We start from the raw sequence: 18,249 nt of genomic DNA on the forward strand, positions 1-18,249 counted from the left end.
CTAGATTTTAGAAGTCTAATTTTAAATTAAATCCAAATGATCTCAATGATGGCATACCAAAAACATCTATACCTTGTAAGTTATTTCCGGTAGATAAAGATGCATCTGGATCATACGACGCATTATTCTTAAAGAAGAATAAATTTTTTCCAACAAATGAAAGTTCACAACCCCTTACAAACTTATTAACAAACAGTTTTGCTGGTAATCTATAGCCAAAGGATAGCTCTCTCAACCTTATATTTGTAGCACTTTCCACATAATATTCAGTAATACCACTACGTCCGCCAACAGCATCATAGAACCCTTTTACATCTTTGATTTGTTTACCATCAAAGTTCACATATCCTCTATTTCTATCATCTCCTGTCCTTTTAGTCACACCATACAGATCAAGATCAGCTTGAGTGATTGATAATACATCGCCCCCAAAACGTCCATCTATAAGGAAATATAATGTAAAGTCTTTATATTTGAATGTATTACTCCAACCTAAATTAAATTTAGGGGCACTATTTGCTATTTTCTCAAAATCGCCTGTTGATGCGTAAGGAAGATCTTGATCGTTATACAAGATATTCCCTTTATCATCTCTAGCAAATGTTCTACCATAAATATCTCCAAAAGCTCCCCCTTTATATAAACGCATCTGATAGTTATTAGAATTTTGATCTCCAAACTTAAAGAAATCCAGATCTTCAGCAAGTTCTTTTACCTTATTACTATTCTTTGCAAAGTTTACTGAAGTTTTCCAAAGAAAATCATTAGTCATTACCGGACTACCTCCTAATACGATTTCTATACCTTTATTTTCGATGTCCCCTGCATTAATATAATAGTAGGAATAACCAGATCCTGAAGGTGCAGGCATCGTAAACAACTGATTTGTTGTATTCGTTTTGTAGAATGTAAAATCAAAATCAATTCGGTTATTCAAGAATTTCCATTCTGTACCAAACTCCCAGGATTTTGTCATCTCGGGTTTCAATTCAGTAAATGGAGCATAGCCATTTTGAATTAGAGAACCACCAGCACCTATCGAATTGATTGGATGGCTAATATATGGAGGCAAACCGTTTCCTACTTTTGCCCAAGAACCTCTGACTTTTCCAAAACTAATGAATTCTGGAAGCTTAACAGCTTCATTAATAACCCATGTCAAACCTACTGAAGGATAAAAGAAACCATTATCTACACTTTTGGTATATGCTAATGTGGAAGTCCAATCATTCCTTGCTGTAACATCAAGGAATAAACAATCTGCAAAACCTATTTGTCCTGCAAAAAAGATAGATTGCGATTGAGTATGTAGATCCTCTTCTGTAATATAACCTCCATTCAGGTCGATATTGGCAACTGTAAATACATTTGGAAAGAACAAGGTACTCGGACGAGAGTCTAATCGAAGCGACTTATTTCGTTGATCTGTAACACTTGTACCGAAGGATGCAGATACTGAAAATTTATCATTTAATTTTTTCTGATAAGTCATTAACAAATCCGCATAAGTACTTAGCATTGTTGCTTCGTAAGTAATATATCTACCATTTTCTCCAGCCAGATTGTTATGAGTCCCTACATACATCTTCTGATTATATTTATCTGATATATAATCAGCTGTACCTCTTGCCTGAATATTTAAATCTTTAGTTATCTTGTAATTTACAGATAGATTTGCAATAGTACGTAATCGAACATCTTCACTTGGGGTTTTATTCACTAACCAATAAGGATTCTGATCCATATCTGAGAATCCACCATACCAATTCTGTACATATAAGTTGCGACTTTCGTTAAAACGCTGATAATTATTTTTATAATAATCGAACGACTCGCCTCCCTGAACGCCACCTCTTGGGAAATGATATAGACCGACCAATGGATTCATATAATATCCCCCTGGTGTAGACCCATTATTTAACCTTTGATATAATAAATTGATATTAGCGTCAAGCGTCAGTTTATCATCGAAAAAGTTTGCTGTTTCACGAAAGTTAAAGTTATGTTTATTCAGAGTATTATTCTCAATAACTCCTTTACCGTAAGTATTCGCATAAGAGAAATATGTCTGCATCTTTTCCGAACCTGAACTTAAAGCAATTGAGTTTATAGTTGTTATTCCAGTATTAAAGAACTCCCCTGTGTAGTCGGACTTTGAATCTTTTGTAATCTTATCTCCCCAACTCTTTTCTGCTCCGGTATAAGTATTTTGAAAATCAGGAATACCATAAGCTGCATTATCAAATGTTGTATTAGAGTTAAAGCTAATCGATGTACGTCCCACTTTCCCTTTCTTTGTTGTAATAACGATAACACCGTTAGCAGCCTGACTTCCGTAGAGAGCTGCAGCTGATGGCCCTTTCAGTATATTCATTGATTCAATATCATCTGGATTCAGATTAGATATACCATCACCACCATCACGATTTCCGGCATCATTAGTACCTCCAATGGAAGTAGAAGTTTGATCTGTAATTGCATTATTCATCGGAACACCATCAATTACATAAAGAGGCTGGTTATTTCCTGATGCGGAACGATTCCCCCTAATAACAACTTTCGCCGAACCACCTAATCCTGAGGCACTCCTATTAATTTGAACCCCTGCAGTTTTACCAGCCAGGGCTGTTATCATATTAGGATCCTTAGTCCTTGTCAGCTCATCTCCTCCGACAACTTGAGTCGAATAAGTTAAAGATTTTTCTTTCTTTTTTATACCTAATGCTGTAACAACTACTTCATCAAGCACTTGAGAATCTTCTTTTAATGTAAAGTCCATTGTTGTTTGTCCTTTCAATGCGACTTCTTGTGGATGGTAACCAACATAGGTGATTACAAGAGTAGCATTTGCCGGAACCGTCAAGCTATAATCGCCATCTACCCCTGTCATCGTTCCATTTGTTGTGCCTTTTTCTGACACACTGGCACCAATCAAAGGTTCTCCGGCCTCATCTAGGGCAATTCCTTTTACTGTAATTTTTTGAGCTTGTTGTGTTGTCTTGGGATCCTGATTAACGTCTTTCTTTTCAGAAAGAAGGATTTTCTTATCTCTTATTTCGTAAGAGATGTTTGTTCCAGAAAAAACTTTCTGCAACACTTGAGGCAAGTCTGTGTTTGTTACCTCAATGCTTACAATTCTATCGGTATTGACTACAGGCTGGCTATATGCAAAAGTATAACCTGTCTGTTCGGCAATTGTTGATAAAACTTTTTCCAGCTTCGCCTGCTGAAGATTCATAGTTACTTTTTGTGCAGACACTGTTATCGTCGTACACAGAAACATAACCAGAAAAGCTAAAATTACACGTTTCATAGTTTACATTTTTTAAGGTTAAAAAATAGGTCCTTTACATAATAGACCCACGAGGATAAAAAAAGTATGACTAGGAAGTGTATTTTTTTTATAATTTTATTTTAGTAGGGCTATTACATGCTGACAATCACCGTGTTTTCATCAAGAGTAAATTTTACAGGAGAGATCTTTTCTAAGTCTTTTAAAATTTTCTCTAATGATACGTTCTCCGAAACAATGGTGTATGAGTAAATATAAGCTCGCCTGTCTTCTACTGTAAAAGAAACATTATACCAACGTTCGAGATCTGCAATAACATCTTTTAGAGGTGTATCTTTAAATGCGAGAATATCTTTTTTCCATAACGAAACAAAACCTGTATCCTCATTTTTCGTAATTCTACATTCACCGGTTTTTCGATCATAAGCAAGTTTTTCTCCCGGCTTTATGTAATATTGTCCTTTTGTAAAAGGTATAAGGCTTATATTACCATTATCCAAAGCTAAATATATTAGATTACTGGTAGAATATGCCTTAACATTGAACTCTGTACCATAGACCTTTACCATATCATCATCTATTTGTACAATAAAAGGTCTGTCAGGGTTTTTATCTACTGTAAAATAGGCTTCTCCGTTCAAAAAAACTTTTCTGTCAAACAAACTAAACTTTTTAGGGTAACGCAAATGGGTATCCGANNGAGATACGCTTTTGTTCCATCCTGAAACAGAACCTGTAATCGCTCACCTTTAGGTACATATACATCAACATACTCTGTTTTACCAAAAAGATCTACTTTTTTATTAACCTGCCACCCCAATCCGAGCAACAAAATAAATGGTATGACGATAGCAGCTGCTCTGTATATTGTACGACGCAATTTTCGCCGCCTTTCCCTGGCAAGTATTTCATTAAACATTTTATCTGATGGAATTTCATGATCAACAAAAAGCTCTTCATAGCCTTCTTTTGCATTAAAAGAACGCATATCCATCTCATGAGACAGATACATTTGTCCTTCCTCGGTAGCAAACCATTCTACTACCGTTGCAGTTTCTTCGAGTGTTGCAATACCATCAACAACTTTTCTTATCGTTTCTTCAGATGGTCTTTCCATTTTTAATACGAATTATAATATAATATGTTAGTATTTTTCATATATTATTGACACACATAGTCTATGAAAGAATGATAAATAAAATACTTATTAACATTTTTCCTAAGTGAGCCCTTAATAGTTTAATTGATTGCGCATAATGAGTCTTTACCGTATGGATAGAAATTCCCATTTTATCAGCAATTTCTTGATTCGATAATTCTCCTTCCATTTTCAATAAACAAACCTGCCTTTTTTGTAGAGGCAACATCTCCAATGCTTTTCTGAAAAGCATCATTAATTCTTTTTGCTCAATAATATCCAATAGATTATCCTCATAAGACTCTACAGATAAAGCTAACTCATAATTCTTTTTTATAGCAGTATTATTATCTCTGATCTGGTTTAGTATATAGTTTTTCGTAATAGTATAAAGAAAATTCTTTAGGCTGGCTTTAATCTTAATATCCTTACGAAATTCCCATAATTTAGAAAAAACATGCTGAATGGCATCTTCCGACATATCTCTATCTTTCAGATATGTATATGCTAATAGATACAATTGTTTATGGTATCTATTATATACGATAGTAAAAGCCTCCTTATTACTTTTCTGTATCAAAAAGAATAAGTCAGAATCGTCCATCTGTTGATCTATACGCACATGTAGTTTTAGAGACATACTGAATTAAGAAAGGTTAACGATACAAATCTACTAATTTTATATATTCAAGACCAAAATGCTCAATAGCTTTTGTCCGAAAGTTTCTATAATTGATCTTTTTATCTAAATTTGCAAAGGAAGCCGCTTAAAACTGTATCAACACTTTATTTTATTTAAAATGAGGATTATATATATATCATCGTTGTCTTTATTGTTTACCTCGTGTAACTCGTCTTGGTTTGTAAATATAGGCATAATTGGCATTATGGCAATGTTCGGGATTATGTTATTATCATTTGCCTTAATGTTTTTCTTGATAGCACGTCAGAAAAAGAAAGGAGAAAAGAGCTTAGTTAAATTTAATAATGACCTATATTTTGCATTAAAAAAGTTAGATACTCCTCAACAGAAAGTAGATATGCTAAATACCCTCATCGAACGCATAAATAATGATGAAAAATATAAAAAAGATACCGAATGGCGAAATAAGGTGTTACTGAAAACATATGTACACCTTGCTACAGCATATTATCAGATGGGAGATGAAATGCGAACATTGAATGTATGTTCCGATATTATAGACCTCGATCCCAAAGACGCTATGTCATATTATAACCGAGGCTCAATATATAGCAATATGGGACTATACGATAAAGCTTTGTTAGATCTTGATAAAACAATAGACTTACAGCCCGATTATGCCAGTGCCTACAACAATCGTGGGTTAGTATATGAAAAACTTGAACATTACGACAAAGCCATACTTGATTATAACAAAGCCTTAAAGCTCGAAAATTCAGCGATAGCTTATTATAATAGAGGAAATACTTACTATGAAATGGAAGAATACAATAATGCGCTGCAAGATTACCAAACTGTAATAGAAATGTTAAATAACAACGATGATTCTGATCTAAGAAAAGAGGTAGAAACAAGCATTAAGATTGTAAAAAGCAAAATAGACCAATAAATAAGTATTGGCTAACCCACCTTCACTATTCAGATAAATAAATATAGATATAACCTTTTCTCCAAGAATTAGGATTATGCTGTAGATTCGTTCTGCACAAAAGAAAGTCCGCGAAATCACCTTCGCAGACTTCCCAACCTTAACACAAACTTTACAAAACTACACAATAGAGTTGATTGCAGCCTGACTACTTGGTTCAAATGTATTTCAGGAACCAACTCTGTGTTTCTTTATATTGTATTTTTGATTGTAAATAACAAAGCGATCCTTCATTATTGAAGCGGTAATTTCACCTGACTCGATTGTATTTATCTCAAAAACGAATATTATCTCTATTTGCTCAGCAAAGATAGTAAATTTTACACATTAACAATAGATAATATCTATTTTTTTTCAAAATTAATCCTATTTTGAGATTTTACTTGCTTATTTCCTTTCTTAAGTATTCAGAAGTAAAGCTATTACCCTTTTTTACAATATCTTCGGGTTTCCCATAACCAACCACAGTTCCACCTCCAATTCCACCATCAGGTCCCATATCGATGATGTAATCTGCACTTTTTATTATATCTTGATTATGTTCTATAACGATTATTGTATTTCCTCTGTCAACAAGCTTATTAAGTACTCCGAGTAAAACTCGTATATCCTCAAAATGCAGTCCGGTAGTAGGTTCATCCAATATATAGATGGTATTCCCTGTATCTGTACGGGCTAGCTCGGTTGCAAGTTTCACACGTTGAGATTCCCCACCGGACAATGTGGTTGAAGGTTGTCCAAGTTTTAGATACCCAAGTCCCACTTCTTGCAATACTTTAATCTTATGTAGTATATTAGGAACATTCTCAAAGAACTCTACAGCCATATTGATGGTCATATCCAAAACGTCTGCTATTGATTTCCCCTTGAATCGCACCTCTAGCGTTTCTCTATTATAACGTTTGCCATGACATTCTTCACATTGCACATATACATCCGGCAAGAAATTCATTGCGATGGTTTTATAGCCGTTACCGCCACAAACCTCACAACGACCACCTTTCACATTAAAAGAGAAACGTCCGGCTTTATAGCCTCTTATTTTGGATTCTGGAAGATTGACGAATAAATTTCTTATATCTGAAAAAACGCCCGTATAGGTTGCAGGATTCGAACGTGGTGTACGCCCTATCGGCGATTGATCTACACTTATCACCTTATCTACAAGATCTATCCCTTCAAGCGTTTTATAAGGTAATGGATCAGCCAAAGAACGATACAGGCGTTGACTGAGAATAGGTAGTAATGTTCCATTTACAAGACTCGATTTTCCACTCCCCGAAACACCCGTAACACAAATAAATGTATTTAAGGGAAAGGAAACATCCACACCCTTAAGGTTATGTCCGGTTGCACCTTTCAATGTAATCTTCTTTCCATTGCCTTTGCGTCTATTCTTAGGTATCTCAATTTCAAGCTTACCATTCAGATAATTAGCTGTCATTGTATTGGTTTTCAGCATATCGTCGGGAGTACCTGCAAAAACAACCTTCCCTCCTCGCCTGCCGGCATAAGGCCCCATATCTACAATATAGTCAGCTTCCAGCATTATGTCTTTATCGTGTTCTACGACAATAACAGAATTCCCTGTATCTCGCAATTTTTTCAACGAATCTATCAGCCTTGTATTATCTCTCTGATGAAGTCCGATACTAGGCTCGTCAAGTATATAAAGTACATTTACAAGCTGAGATCCTATCTGTGTAGCCAAGCGTATACGCTGACTTTCACCTCCCGAAAGAGATACGGATGGACGATTTAGAGATAAATAATTAAGACCGACATCTAATAAAAAAGACAAGCGGGATACGATCTCCTTTTTTATTTCCCCTGCAATCAGTTTTTGCCTTTCTGAAATATGCACATCCATATCTTGTATCCATTCATAGAGATGCTGAATATCCATCTCGGCAAGATCGGCTATATTCTTATTATTTATTTTGTAGTGAAGAGCTTCTTTACTCAATCGTTGTCCATTACAGTCGGGACAAACATCTGTTTTGATAAACTGCTCTGCCCACTTTTGCGCAGAAGCAGAAGAATCACTATCCTGCTGCATTTCAATATATTTGGCAACCCCCTCAAAAGCGACTACATAATTAGAACTTCCTAAAGACTCGTTCTTAATTTGCAAGCGCTCTTCTGTTCCAAACATGATTTCGTCTATCGCTTCCTCAGGAACATCTTTGATTGGAGTCTTAATAGTAACACCATGCTTCTCACAGATAGCCTCTATCTGCCAGAAGAATAATGAGTTTTTATATTTTCCTAATGGAGCTATACCTCCCGCATAGATACTCAATTGTGGTTTCGGCACAATCTTTTCCATATCTATTTTATTCACTACTCCCAACCCCTTGCAACGAGGACAAGCGCCGTGTGGCGAGTTAAATGAGAATGAATGTGGAGCAGGATCACTATAAGACAACCCTGTAGACGGACACATCAGTTGGCGGCTAAAATGCCTTACCTCTCCTGTATCTACATCTTGTATCATGATCAGCCCATCGCCTTGCTTCATTGCTGTGCGCAAGCTTGTTTTGAGATTATCAGCAAATTTATTGGAAACAACCAACTTATCAATCAGGATTTCTACGCTGTGCATCTTGTATCTATCGAGACGCATACCGGGTATAATTTCACGAATTGCACCATCCACACGTACTGTCAGATAACCTTTTTTGTTTATTTGCTCAAACAATTCCTTGTAGTGACCTTTCCTGTTGCGAACAACGGGGGCAAGCAAATATACTTTCTTCCCGATATAACGTTCAAGAATAAGCTCTAAGATTTGGTCTTCGGTATATTTAACCATCTTCTCTCCGGTGAGATAAGAATAAGCTTCTCCCGCACGAGCATATAATAGGCGAAGAAAGTCGTAGATTTCGGTAGTTGTTCCTACGGTCGATCTTGGGTTACGATTTGTTGTTTTCTGTTCTATAGATATTACGGGGCTTAAACCTGTAATTTTATCTACATCAGGTCTCTCCATCCCCCCCAAGAAGTTACGCGCATAAGCCGAAAACGTTTCTATATAACGCCTTTGGCCTTCTGCAAAAATAGTATCGAATGCCAATGATGATTTACCACTCCCACTGAGCCCTGTAATCACAACAAGTGAATCTCGTGGAATTTCTACATCAATATTTTTAAGATTATGAACACGTGCGCCATATACATTTATGACGTCTTTTTCTTCGGGTATAGTTGTCTCCATCAAATTTCCAAACGCTCCTTGTCTAATTATGCATATTTTAATTAGTCACGCGAAATCCATGCTTTATCATGGACTCTTACCTTACTACCTTTCTTGTAGTATAATGATTCCTGTGTAGGAATAAGAATTGTATATGAACTTTGGCTTTTAGCCGAAATTGTTAATTTACGATCTCTTAGCCAGCTATTAAAATCTTTCAATTGTGCATATGTCAACCCTTTTTCTTTTGCAAAAGATGCCAGATCGGGAATCGATTCTGTTACTTCAACTTTTGTAAATTCAATCGGTTTGTACAAATCTTTTTCTGTGAGAATAAACCCATATTTAGATGGATTTTCAAATACCAGCTTTATAGCCAACATTCGAAAATAATAGCGCGAAGTCTCAGAAACGAGCCACAGATCAAGACTTTCGTCAACCTGTTGTTTATCCAGCTCTCCGCTGATACGTCCCTGTCCGGCATTGTATGACATTGCCACACTTGTCCAACTGCCATATTTGCTGTAAGCTTCCTTCAGATATTTACATGCAGCCCGAGTTGATTTTTCTATCGAATATCTTTCGTCCACTTCAGAAGAAACCTCTAATCCATATCCGGGTGCGGTTTTTGGCATAAACTGCCATAGTCCGGCAGCGCCGGCTGAAGATACTGCTCTATGGTCTAAACTACTTTCTATTACCGCCAGATATTTAAAATCTTCAGGAATTCCATTTTCTTTTAAGATCGGTTCAATAATAGGAAAATATCGATTAGCTCTTTTTATAAGTAATAACGTCGTCGAATGTAAATATGTAAATCCGTTTATCTCTCTATCGAATCTCTCATGAAGATCGTATCTGTCAAGCTTTATCTCCTCCCCTGCAAAATCAACCTTCTCTGGAATCTCTATAGATTTCGTCATAGATAAGACATAAGGAGCTTTAGACTCTGTTTCGCTATGGCTATTATTTGACAATAACGCAAAGGCTAAAACACAGACACAAACTACTGGAATAGTGAATAATAAAACCTTCTTCATTTATCGCTAGTTTTGTAATATTTCATTAAAAAATAGCTATCAAAGGTACAATTTTATTTCTGGAAGTAAAAGTCCGGCAAACATTGCTTATCTATAATTTATCTTAAAGCACAAATTTTTGAGCATCACATCCCTTCCTGTTTTTAGTATTCGAATTTTCCTTGTTGACAAAAACAGTTCTTATAAACAGATTCCAAGTCCTCAACTTGTTCTGTAAAAATACCAAAAACGGATGAACCTGAACCCGACATTGAAGCATACAGCGCACCCTGTCGGTACAAACTATTCTTTATATCGCCTATAGCCGGATATTTAGCAAACACACTTTCCTCAAAATCATTTACCATCAAACCTTTCCATTCTGCAAGAGGTAATTTTACGATTTCCATCAGAGACTGTTTTGGTTGTTTTGGTGAAATCAAAGCGAAAGCATCTTTTGTAGGAACATGTATCTCAGGCTTTATCAGTACAAAATAATAGCCATTAAGAGACAATTCAATCTTTTCGAAAACCTCACCTATTCCTGTGGCAAATACGGGATGATTATATATAAAAAAGGGACAGTCGGCTCCAAGCTGGACAGCCAATCTAATTAGTTCCTCATCAGACGCATTCAACTGAAAAGTTTGATTCAACAGCTTCAGCATAAACGAAGCATCAGCTGATCCTCCACCCAAGCCTGCACCAAAAGGTATTTTCTTTAATAAATGAACTTCCACAAATGGGAAATTATAATATTTTCGCATCAGGGACAAAGCCCTCATCACTAAATTTGTTTCGGGTTCTGCATCAACCTTAATCCCTGATTCGAAAAAAGTATCCTTACCTTGCCCATCTTTTACAATGATTTCAAGAGCATCTTTTATTGCTAAAGGATAAAAAACTGTTTCAAGGTTGTGATATCCATCAGGTCTCTTTGATACTATATTCAACCCTAAATTTATTTTTGCATTGGGAAAGGTTATCATATTTCAGTTTTGAGTATAAGTCTAATGATTTTTGACAGTTTGCCTCAAAAGCAAATCATTTGTTTATAATAAAAACAAACGGAGTCCTAACTTTTGAGGCAGATTTCTTGATATAATTATTTACACTAGTTTTTTTATTAAAGCCTCTTTATCTCCATATATATAGTCGATAACAGGAACCTCTATCATTGTATAAGCTCCCGGCGCTTGCTTCATTGTTGCTCTAGCCGAAGCAACTAGCACCTGAGCTGTTAAAGCCGGATTATTAATCTTCATATTAAAGTCTAAGAGCTGATTCTGAGTTGCACCCGACACTCCTTTGCGAACCATATTCACACCATGCCCCATATCTTTCAGGTTGTCTACATTTTCAACCTGCATCACATGTGTTTCATCATGAGCAAAATAATCATCACTTTTTATTGCTGCCGCTACATCAGAAAAGTTATAGCCTTCTTCGACCTCAATATATACCATACGACGATGAATACTAGTGCCCAGTGGAATAGTCATCGACAATGCCGCCTTCACTCCCTTAATAGCTTTTACGGCAACAGTATGTCCCATACTCATACCCGGACCGAAGTTAGTATATGTTACACCTTTGGGTGCCATAAACTCAAACATGGAGCGAATCATAGAGTCTGTACCCGGATCCCATCCTGCTGATATGATAGATACCGTATTATTTGCTTTGGCCACAGCACCTAGCTCACGTCGTAAATCTACAATACCACCGTGTATATCATAACTATCTACCGTATTGATACCCAACGCCAGGCATTCTTTAGCATATTCTTCAACACTGCGAGTGGGAGTACAAAGGACAGCCACGCTCACGTCTTTTAGTTCTTTTATTGATTTTACGACCTGATACTTTTTTAGTTCATCAGGCACATTCGATGGATCACGACGGACAATACCGGCCACCTCAAAATCGGGTGAAGCAATAATTGCATCCAATACATACTGTCCGATATTTCCGTAACCTACAATAGCTGCTCTAATTTTATTCATTGATATTGATTTATATTTGTTAGATTTATAACTATAATTACCTATTATTAGATTATATCTGAGTGGCTTCCTTCATAAAGTTGTATAACCATTCCATAGCAAGAAAATCGTCTTTTATCAAATTGGCAAAATCAGGAGAAAACAACTCCTCTCCTACAGGTTTTGTCTTACTTACCCATATCCCTTTGCGTTGTATCCATGTTTGGAAGTACTCCGGCAAATCGTTAGGGATAGGACGTTTATATTCCTCGCCATTTATTACATACCCCCGATCTAATACAGAAGCTTGAGTTACTCGCTGAAATTCCTCAGCATCATAAGTAACCTCGTCTCGGAAAGCATCCATTACTTTTTTCTTTGGCTGAAATAGCCCTAAGCCAAGCGTATATCCGGTAGCCGATATCTCCATAAAGTATCCCGGATAATCTTTCCATATATCGTTTGTTACGGGGATCTGAAAAGCCATCCACATAAAATCTTTATAGGGATCTTTATTCTTCGAAAAACGTGTATCTCTATATATCCTCGATAGGCATCGGTGGGGGCGCAATTCAAAAGACTGATCGATATTATGCATTGCAGGAGACAAAGCTGTAACCAATGCCTTTAATGGATTCAACAGCTCTTTCTCATATACATGTTTATTCTCATCAAACCATTCTTTATAGTTGTTCTCTTTCAGGTCTTTGAGAAACCGAAAAGTATTTGGAGTAAAGCCTTTGAATGTTAATTCTTTCATATCTATATTAATCCTTTATATATGATAATTTTTTATTCCTAAATATAAAGGTAAAAAAATAGCAGCTTTTTACAAAACTGCTATTCTTTATTTATTCTATTTTTATTTTGCAAGTTGCATTATAACAGCCATTACCTCAGCTCCGATATCTTCTGCCTCTTTCATCGAATGAGCTTCAGAATACACCCGGATAATAGGTTCGGTATTCGACTTGCGAAGGTGCACCCATTTGTCTGGGAAATCTATTTTCACACCATCTATATCTGTTACATCATATTGAACATATTTTTCTTTAACAGCTTTCAGTATAGCATCGACATCGATACTTGGTGTTAACTGTACCTTCTGTTTCGCAATAAAATATTCGGGATATGATGCACGTATTTCACTTACTTTTTTCTTCTCGTGTGCCAAATGGGAAAGGAACAATGCAACACCTACCAAAGAGTCACGTCCATAGTGGCTTGCAGGATAGATAACACCACCATTTCCTTCTCCTCCGATCACGGCATTGGTAGCCTTCATCAGCGTAGTTACATTCACCTCTCCTACTGCAGAAGCATTATATTCACAACCGTACTTACGGGTTACATCACGCAAAGCACGGCTAGAGCTCAGATTGGATACAGTATTTCCCGGAGTATGTTTCAACACATAGTCTGCAACGGCAACCAGCGTGTATTCTTCTCCAAAAAACTCTCCATTCTCACATACAATAGCTAAACGGTCTACATCCGGATCTACAACAAAGCCCACATCAGAAGGTGTGGTCTTTACCATTGTAAATATATCTTTGAGATGCTCTGGCAGAGGCTCAGGATTATGCGGGAAATCACCATTCGGTGTGCAATAAAGCTCATTGACTCTATTTACTCCCAAAGCTTTTAATAGTTTAGGCAGCACAATTCCGCCCACAGAGTTTACACAATCGATAGCTACTTCAAAGTCTGCTGCTGTAATGGCATCTACGTCTACAAGCTCTAAATCTAAAACCGCCTGTATATGTTTATCTGTATAGTCTCTTTCTGAAAGCGTACCAACATGATCTATATGTGCATAATCAAAATCTTCGGCCTCAGCTATACGAAGAACTTCTTCTCCTTCTTTTGCATTTAAGAATTCTCCTTTTTCATTCAGAAGCTTCAATGCATTCCATTGTTTTGGGTTATGGCTTGCTGTGAGTATAATTCCACCACATGCTTTTTCCATTGTTACGGCCAACTCGGTAGTAGGTGTTGTGGCCAAACCAATATTTACAACATCAAAACCCATCCCCATAAGAGTACCGGTAACAATCTGTTCCATCATCTTACCAGACATACGGGCATCGCGTCCAACAACTATTTTGTTTGAATCATTATTCTTACTTTCTCTAATGAAAGTTGCATAGGCTGATACAAATTTCACAGTATCTAAAGGGTTCAATCCATCGCCGACTCTACCGCCAATGGTTCCTCTAATTCCTGAAATAGATTTAATTAAGGTCATTTTTATTATATTAATGTAGTAACTGTCTAAGACTTATTTGGCATCAGGTACAATTGTATATTTCAGACGTCCAAAATATATCGGCTCGTACGATCCTGATTGCTGATAATAAGATCCATTTGAAAAAGGAACAATTAAACTTACCTGTGCCTGATTTCCCAAATTATAACTTAGAGGTAAAGCACATCCCGGTGAAAGGAAATAGTACATATAATATTCACTAGACAAGCTATAGATATAGTTGGTGTTACTAAATAAGTATGAACTGGTATTTCCATAATCCATGTACATATATGCAAATTCAGTAACCCCTTGAATATCATTCGTAATTAAAGTATCCGGGTTTGTTTGCAGCATTTTTGTATCATAAAATCGCATGGTCACATAGTCGCCTAATTTGATCTTGTCTTTTGTTCCCGAATCAATCACATGAATGTAAATACCGGTATTAGGGTCTTTGAAATATTCTTTATCTTTAAAAACTCTGGTTTCGGGATATTTATTAATCACCTTTATACCCGATGTATCGATAAAGCGATTGATTGTTTTCTCTTCTTTCTTTAACTTATCGGCATAAGTCTCGCTTCCACATGCAACAAATATGATAGCAAATCCGATAAAAGCAAATATAACACCAATGATTTTTTTCATTTATATTTATGTTATTTAGTAAGTATATTATTCTTTTTCAATAAGTCACCAAATTCGGGTAAGGCCTTTTCAAATATTGCGATAGCCTCATCCATTGTTCCGTAAAACTCTCCTCCCGCTGCATTCAGGTGACCACCACCGTTAAAACATTTAGAAGCAAATTGATTACTAGGAAAGTCTCCTTGTGAACGAAACGAAATTTTTATAAAATCATTGTCTTCACGAATAAAAACTGAAAAAATAATTCCTTTTATATTCAACGGTAAATTCGCAAAACCCTCAGTATCACCTTTTTTTACATTATATCGACTTTGCTCCTCATTCGTCAGCCAAATGAGAGCTGAGTTATATTCAGGATAAACCTTCATTTTCTCACTTAATGTATACCCTAACATGCGATAACGATCTTCGGTATAGTTGTGATATACATTCGAATATATCTGATCTTTATTTATTCCTTTTTTCAGTAATTCTCCTATGATATAATATATTTCAATATTATTGGAGTTGTAAGTAAATGCTCCTGTATCGGTCATCATACCGGTATAAATAGCAGTAGCAGTATTATAACTCATCACTTCAAAATCGCCCATACGACAGATCAGACGAAACACGAGTTCGCTAGTAGATGATATTTCAGGGTATGAAATCATCACATCACAGAACTCTGTTGGATCAGGGTGATGATCTATCAAGACTTTCTTTCCCTTAGCAGCCTCAATAAATGGAGCCAAATGGTGTGACCGCTTTGGCACATTAAAGTCGAGACAAAAGATAAGCTCAGCCTCTGCTATAAGCTTTTGAGCATATTCAGGATATTTTTCATAATCAAAAATATCCTTCGCTCCGGGTATCCATTTCAAAAAATCAGGAAATGAATTAGGAACTATAATATTTACATCATTACCCAAGTCATTCAAATAATGGTACAAACCAAGAGAAGATCCAATAGCATCTCCATCAGGAGAAACATGGGTAACTATTACAATTTTGTCATATTGATCGAGTAGCTCTTCTACCGCTGTTATCTTCTGACTAGCTATTATTTTCGATATCATTTACAAGAACTCCTTATTCTAATTAAAATACAAACAACAAAAGTACTAAAAAATCAAACTAAATGCACCACTTTGAGTTACATCATGATAAGGAATATTTAGTTTTTGACATTCTTTAGCTAGTCGGTGCCTAGTATATCTTGATAATGAAGCATCTAAAACCACATTTTCTATCCAAAAGAGCTGAGTTAAAGAATATAAAGAGAAACTGTTACAGTGAGTAAGCACCAAGTTGTTCACCTTGAATCTTTCTTCCGTTGCCTTCTCTTTCCAGTTATCAGAAGACAAAATCAGCATATTGTTTGCTTGATTACTAATGTATATATAGCCACTTGTCGTATCACCCGTTAGGATATCTGTTTGAACCCCAGACTTACTCCATTTTATCTCTGAAGCCTGACTTCTATTATAAACAGTTATCACTTCTGTATCATCAACTACCTTGCTGTGAACATGACTCGTAAGCAATATCAATATTGCGGTTAAGCATACAATTAAAGCCTTCGATTTCTTATATATAAGGAAAAGCAATATCCCGATTATCATCGTAAAGATCAACAACAAGTCGACAAAGGAAACTTTTACATTTTGCAAAAGAGCAAAGGGTAATTGTTCAAATAAATGAATTGCGTAGGTCATAAAACTAATTAATACCTGTAAAAGTTTCACCGGAAGATAGTATAAGTAATAACTAAAATCAGAGAATACAAAACTCAACACCTTTGCAAAGACAATTCCTCCCGCAGCATACATAATCAAAGAAACGACAGGGACTATAATCAGATTGGCAATAAAGAAATATGTAGGGAACGTTCCGAAATAGTAAAGGCAAATAGGAAATGTAGCCAACTGCGCAACAACTGAAAGAGCAAACATCTGCCAGATATATCTTATATACTTATTCTCTATCTTAATCAGACCCGACATCTTTGGGTGAAGATATAAGATAGAGAGCACGGACATGAAACTTAATTGCAGCCCAATATCAAACAAAGAGAAAGGGTTGACTAAAAGCATAAAGAATGCAGCGATGAACAAGGCGTGAATAGAAAAGCTTTTTCGCTTAACTATTTCCGATACACAAAACACACTTAACATTGCGCTTGCCCTAACTACCGAAGGAGGCAAACCCGTAACAAAAGCATATCCCCACAATAAAAGAATTATAAGGACTGGCTTTATCCAATAGGACTTTGAATTTCGATGAACAAAGCCCAGCAGGAAAGTTATCATTACATAAATAATACCGACATGTAACCCGCTGACGGATAAAACATGTACGGTTCCCGTCGTCCTGAATCCTTGTTTCAGATCATCACTTAATTCATTCTGATAGCCAAGAGTCAATGCTGACAAAACAGCGTACTCAGTTTCTTTCAGATCCAAAGCCTTATAGAAATTGAGAATAGCTTGTCTGCAACGCAAAGCTTGATACTTAAGGTTAGATGAGACTTCTCCTGTCCTTTTATAAGCGTCTGAAGAGACATAAACAGAACCTACAAAGTTCTGATTGTACATATACCTGACATAATCAAAATCATCGGGATTACCCATATTTCGGAAGGGCTGAACCTCACCATAAAAAAGGAACTCATCCCCCGGATTCAATCGATCGGAGATCAACGAATCTCTTTGAAAATAACAGACTACCTGCTTATCTTCATCGGGCAAAAATACCCTATATGCAACAGTCTTAGCTTTTTCTTGAGGAGAGTCTGTTACAATACCTCTATAAAGGTTTCTTGTCCCCGAAAAAGTATATTCAGATAAGTACTGACGATATGCTGTAGAGAAAGTACCTATCCCGACCGTTGCTAAAACCACACCCAAACCAAAGAGCCAGCGTAAAGAGAATTGACGATCCTTTGGTATAAGATATGACAAAAGCATAGCCATATTTCCTGACAGAAAAAAGACTATGCTTATATATTCGTTCTTAAAATAGTACAGAAACAGAATACCTACAATCAGCGAGAGCAGAAGGAAAAGGAATGGTATTTTCGAGAATGGATTTCTCATTCCACAGCACCT

13 protein-coding genes are annotated in these 18,249 nt (G+C 36.2%); 1 reads left to right on the forward strand and 12 read right to left on the reverse strand.

Annotated features, from left to right (window positions below):
- Positions 1-7: 7 nt before the first annotated feature.
- The 3 genes from B3P17_RS13165 to B3P17_RS13175 form a co-directional block, all read right to left on the reverse strand.
- A complete protein-coding gene (locus B3P17_RS13165; RefSeq protein ID WP_252639109.1) occupies positions 8-3,313 on the reverse strand; it encodes a TonB-dependent receptor in 3,306 nt (1,101 codons plus the stop codon).
- Between the two features lie 113 nt (positions 3,314-3,426).
- Positions 3,427-3,954, reverse strand: coding sequence for a FecR family protein (locus B3P17_RS13170; RefSeq protein ID WP_291105807.1), 528 nt, complete (start codon positions 3,952-3,954; stop codon positions 3,427-3,429).
- A 516-nt stretch (positions 3,955-4,470) separates the two neighbouring features.
- Positions 4,471-5,070: an RNA polymerase sigma factor gene (locus B3P17_RS13175; protein WP_252639107.1), complete on the reverse strand. Its 600-nt coding sequence runs from the start codon at positions 5,068-5,070 to the stop codon at positions 4,471-4,473.
- 160 nt (positions 5,071-5,230) lie between these two features.
- Here B3P17_RS13175 and B3P17_RS13180 point away from each other — a divergent pair, with 160 nt between their 5' ends.
- On the forward strand, positions 5,231-6,022 hold the full coding sequence (locus tag B3P17_RS13180) for a tetratricopeptide repeat protein (RefSeq protein WP_291105810.1): 792 nt from the start codon (positions 5,231-5,233) through the stop codon (positions 6,020-6,022).
- 418 nt (positions 6,023-6,440) lie between these two features.
- On the opposite strand, the gene uvrA is transcribed toward B3P17_RS13180, so the two are convergent.
- The 9 genes from uvrA to B3P17_RS13225 form a co-directional block, all read right to left on the reverse strand.
- Positions 6,441-9,278: an excinuclease ABC subunit UvrA gene (gene uvrA, locus B3P17_RS13185; protein ID WP_252639105.1), complete on the reverse strand. Its 2,838-nt coding sequence runs from the start codon at positions 9,276-9,278 to the stop codon at positions 6,441-6,443.
- Positions 9,279-9,319: 41 nt separating this feature from the next.
- Complete coding sequence (locus B3P17_RS13190) at positions 9,320-10,297, reverse strand: lytic transglycosylase domain-containing protein (protein ID WP_252639104.1); 978 nt, start codon at positions 10,295-10,297, stop codon at positions 9,320-9,322.
- 143 nt (positions 10,298-10,440) lie between these two features.
- Positions 10,441-11,265 (reverse strand): 4-(cytidine 5'-diphospho)-2-C-methyl-D-erythritol kinase, encoded by an 825-nt coding sequence (ispE, locus tag B3P17_RS13195; protein ID WP_252639103.1) that lies wholly within the window; start codon positions 11,263-11,265, stop codon positions 10,441-10,443.
- Between the two features lie 120 nt (positions 11,266-11,385).
- Positions 11,386-12,282 carry a diaminopimelate dehydrogenase gene (locus B3P17_RS13200; protein WP_252639102.1) on the reverse strand — a complete coding sequence of 299 codons (897 nt, stop codon included), beginning with the start codon at positions 12,280-12,282 and terminating at the stop codon, positions 11,386-11,388.
- Between the two features lie 52 nt (positions 12,283-12,334).
- Complete coding sequence (locus B3P17_RS13205) at positions 12,335-13,021, reverse strand: DUF2461 domain-containing protein (RefSeq protein WP_252639101.1); 687 nt, start codon at positions 13,019-13,021, stop codon at positions 12,335-12,337.
- Positions 13,022-13,123: 102 nt separating this feature from the next.
- Positions 13,124-14,509 carry a phosphoglucosamine mutase gene (glmM, locus tag B3P17_RS13210; protein ID WP_291105814.1) on the reverse strand — a complete coding sequence of 462 codons (1,386 nt, stop codon included), beginning with the start codon at positions 14,507-14,509 and terminating at the stop codon, positions 13,124-13,126.
- Between the two features lie 33 nt (positions 14,510-14,542).
- The gene (locus tag B3P17_RS13215) at positions 14,543-15,160 is read right to left on the reverse strand and encodes a DUF4827 family protein (protein ID WP_252639099.1); all 618 of its coding nucleotides are present in this window, start codon (positions 15,158-15,160) and stop codon (positions 14,543-14,545) included.
- Between the two features lie 11 nt (positions 15,161-15,171).
- Positions 15,172-16,218 (reverse strand): DHH family phosphoesterase, encoded by a 1,047-nt coding sequence (locus B3P17_RS13220; RefSeq protein ID WP_252639098.1) that lies wholly within the window; start codon positions 16,216-16,218, stop codon positions 15,172-15,174.
- 45 nt (positions 16,219-16,263) lie between these two features.
- Positions 16,264-18,237, reverse strand: coding sequence for a ComEC/Rec2 family competence protein (locus B3P17_RS13225; protein ID WP_291105817.1), 1,974 nt, complete (start codon positions 18,235-18,237; stop codon positions 16,264-16,266).
- Positions 18,238-18,249 lie beyond the last annotated feature (12 nt).

This window comes from Dysgonomonas sp. UBA7630, assembly GCF_002483985.1.
In the GTDB taxonomy this organism is placed as follows: Bacteria; Bacteroidota; Bacteroidia; order Bacteroidales; family Dysgonomonadaceae; genus Dysgonomonas.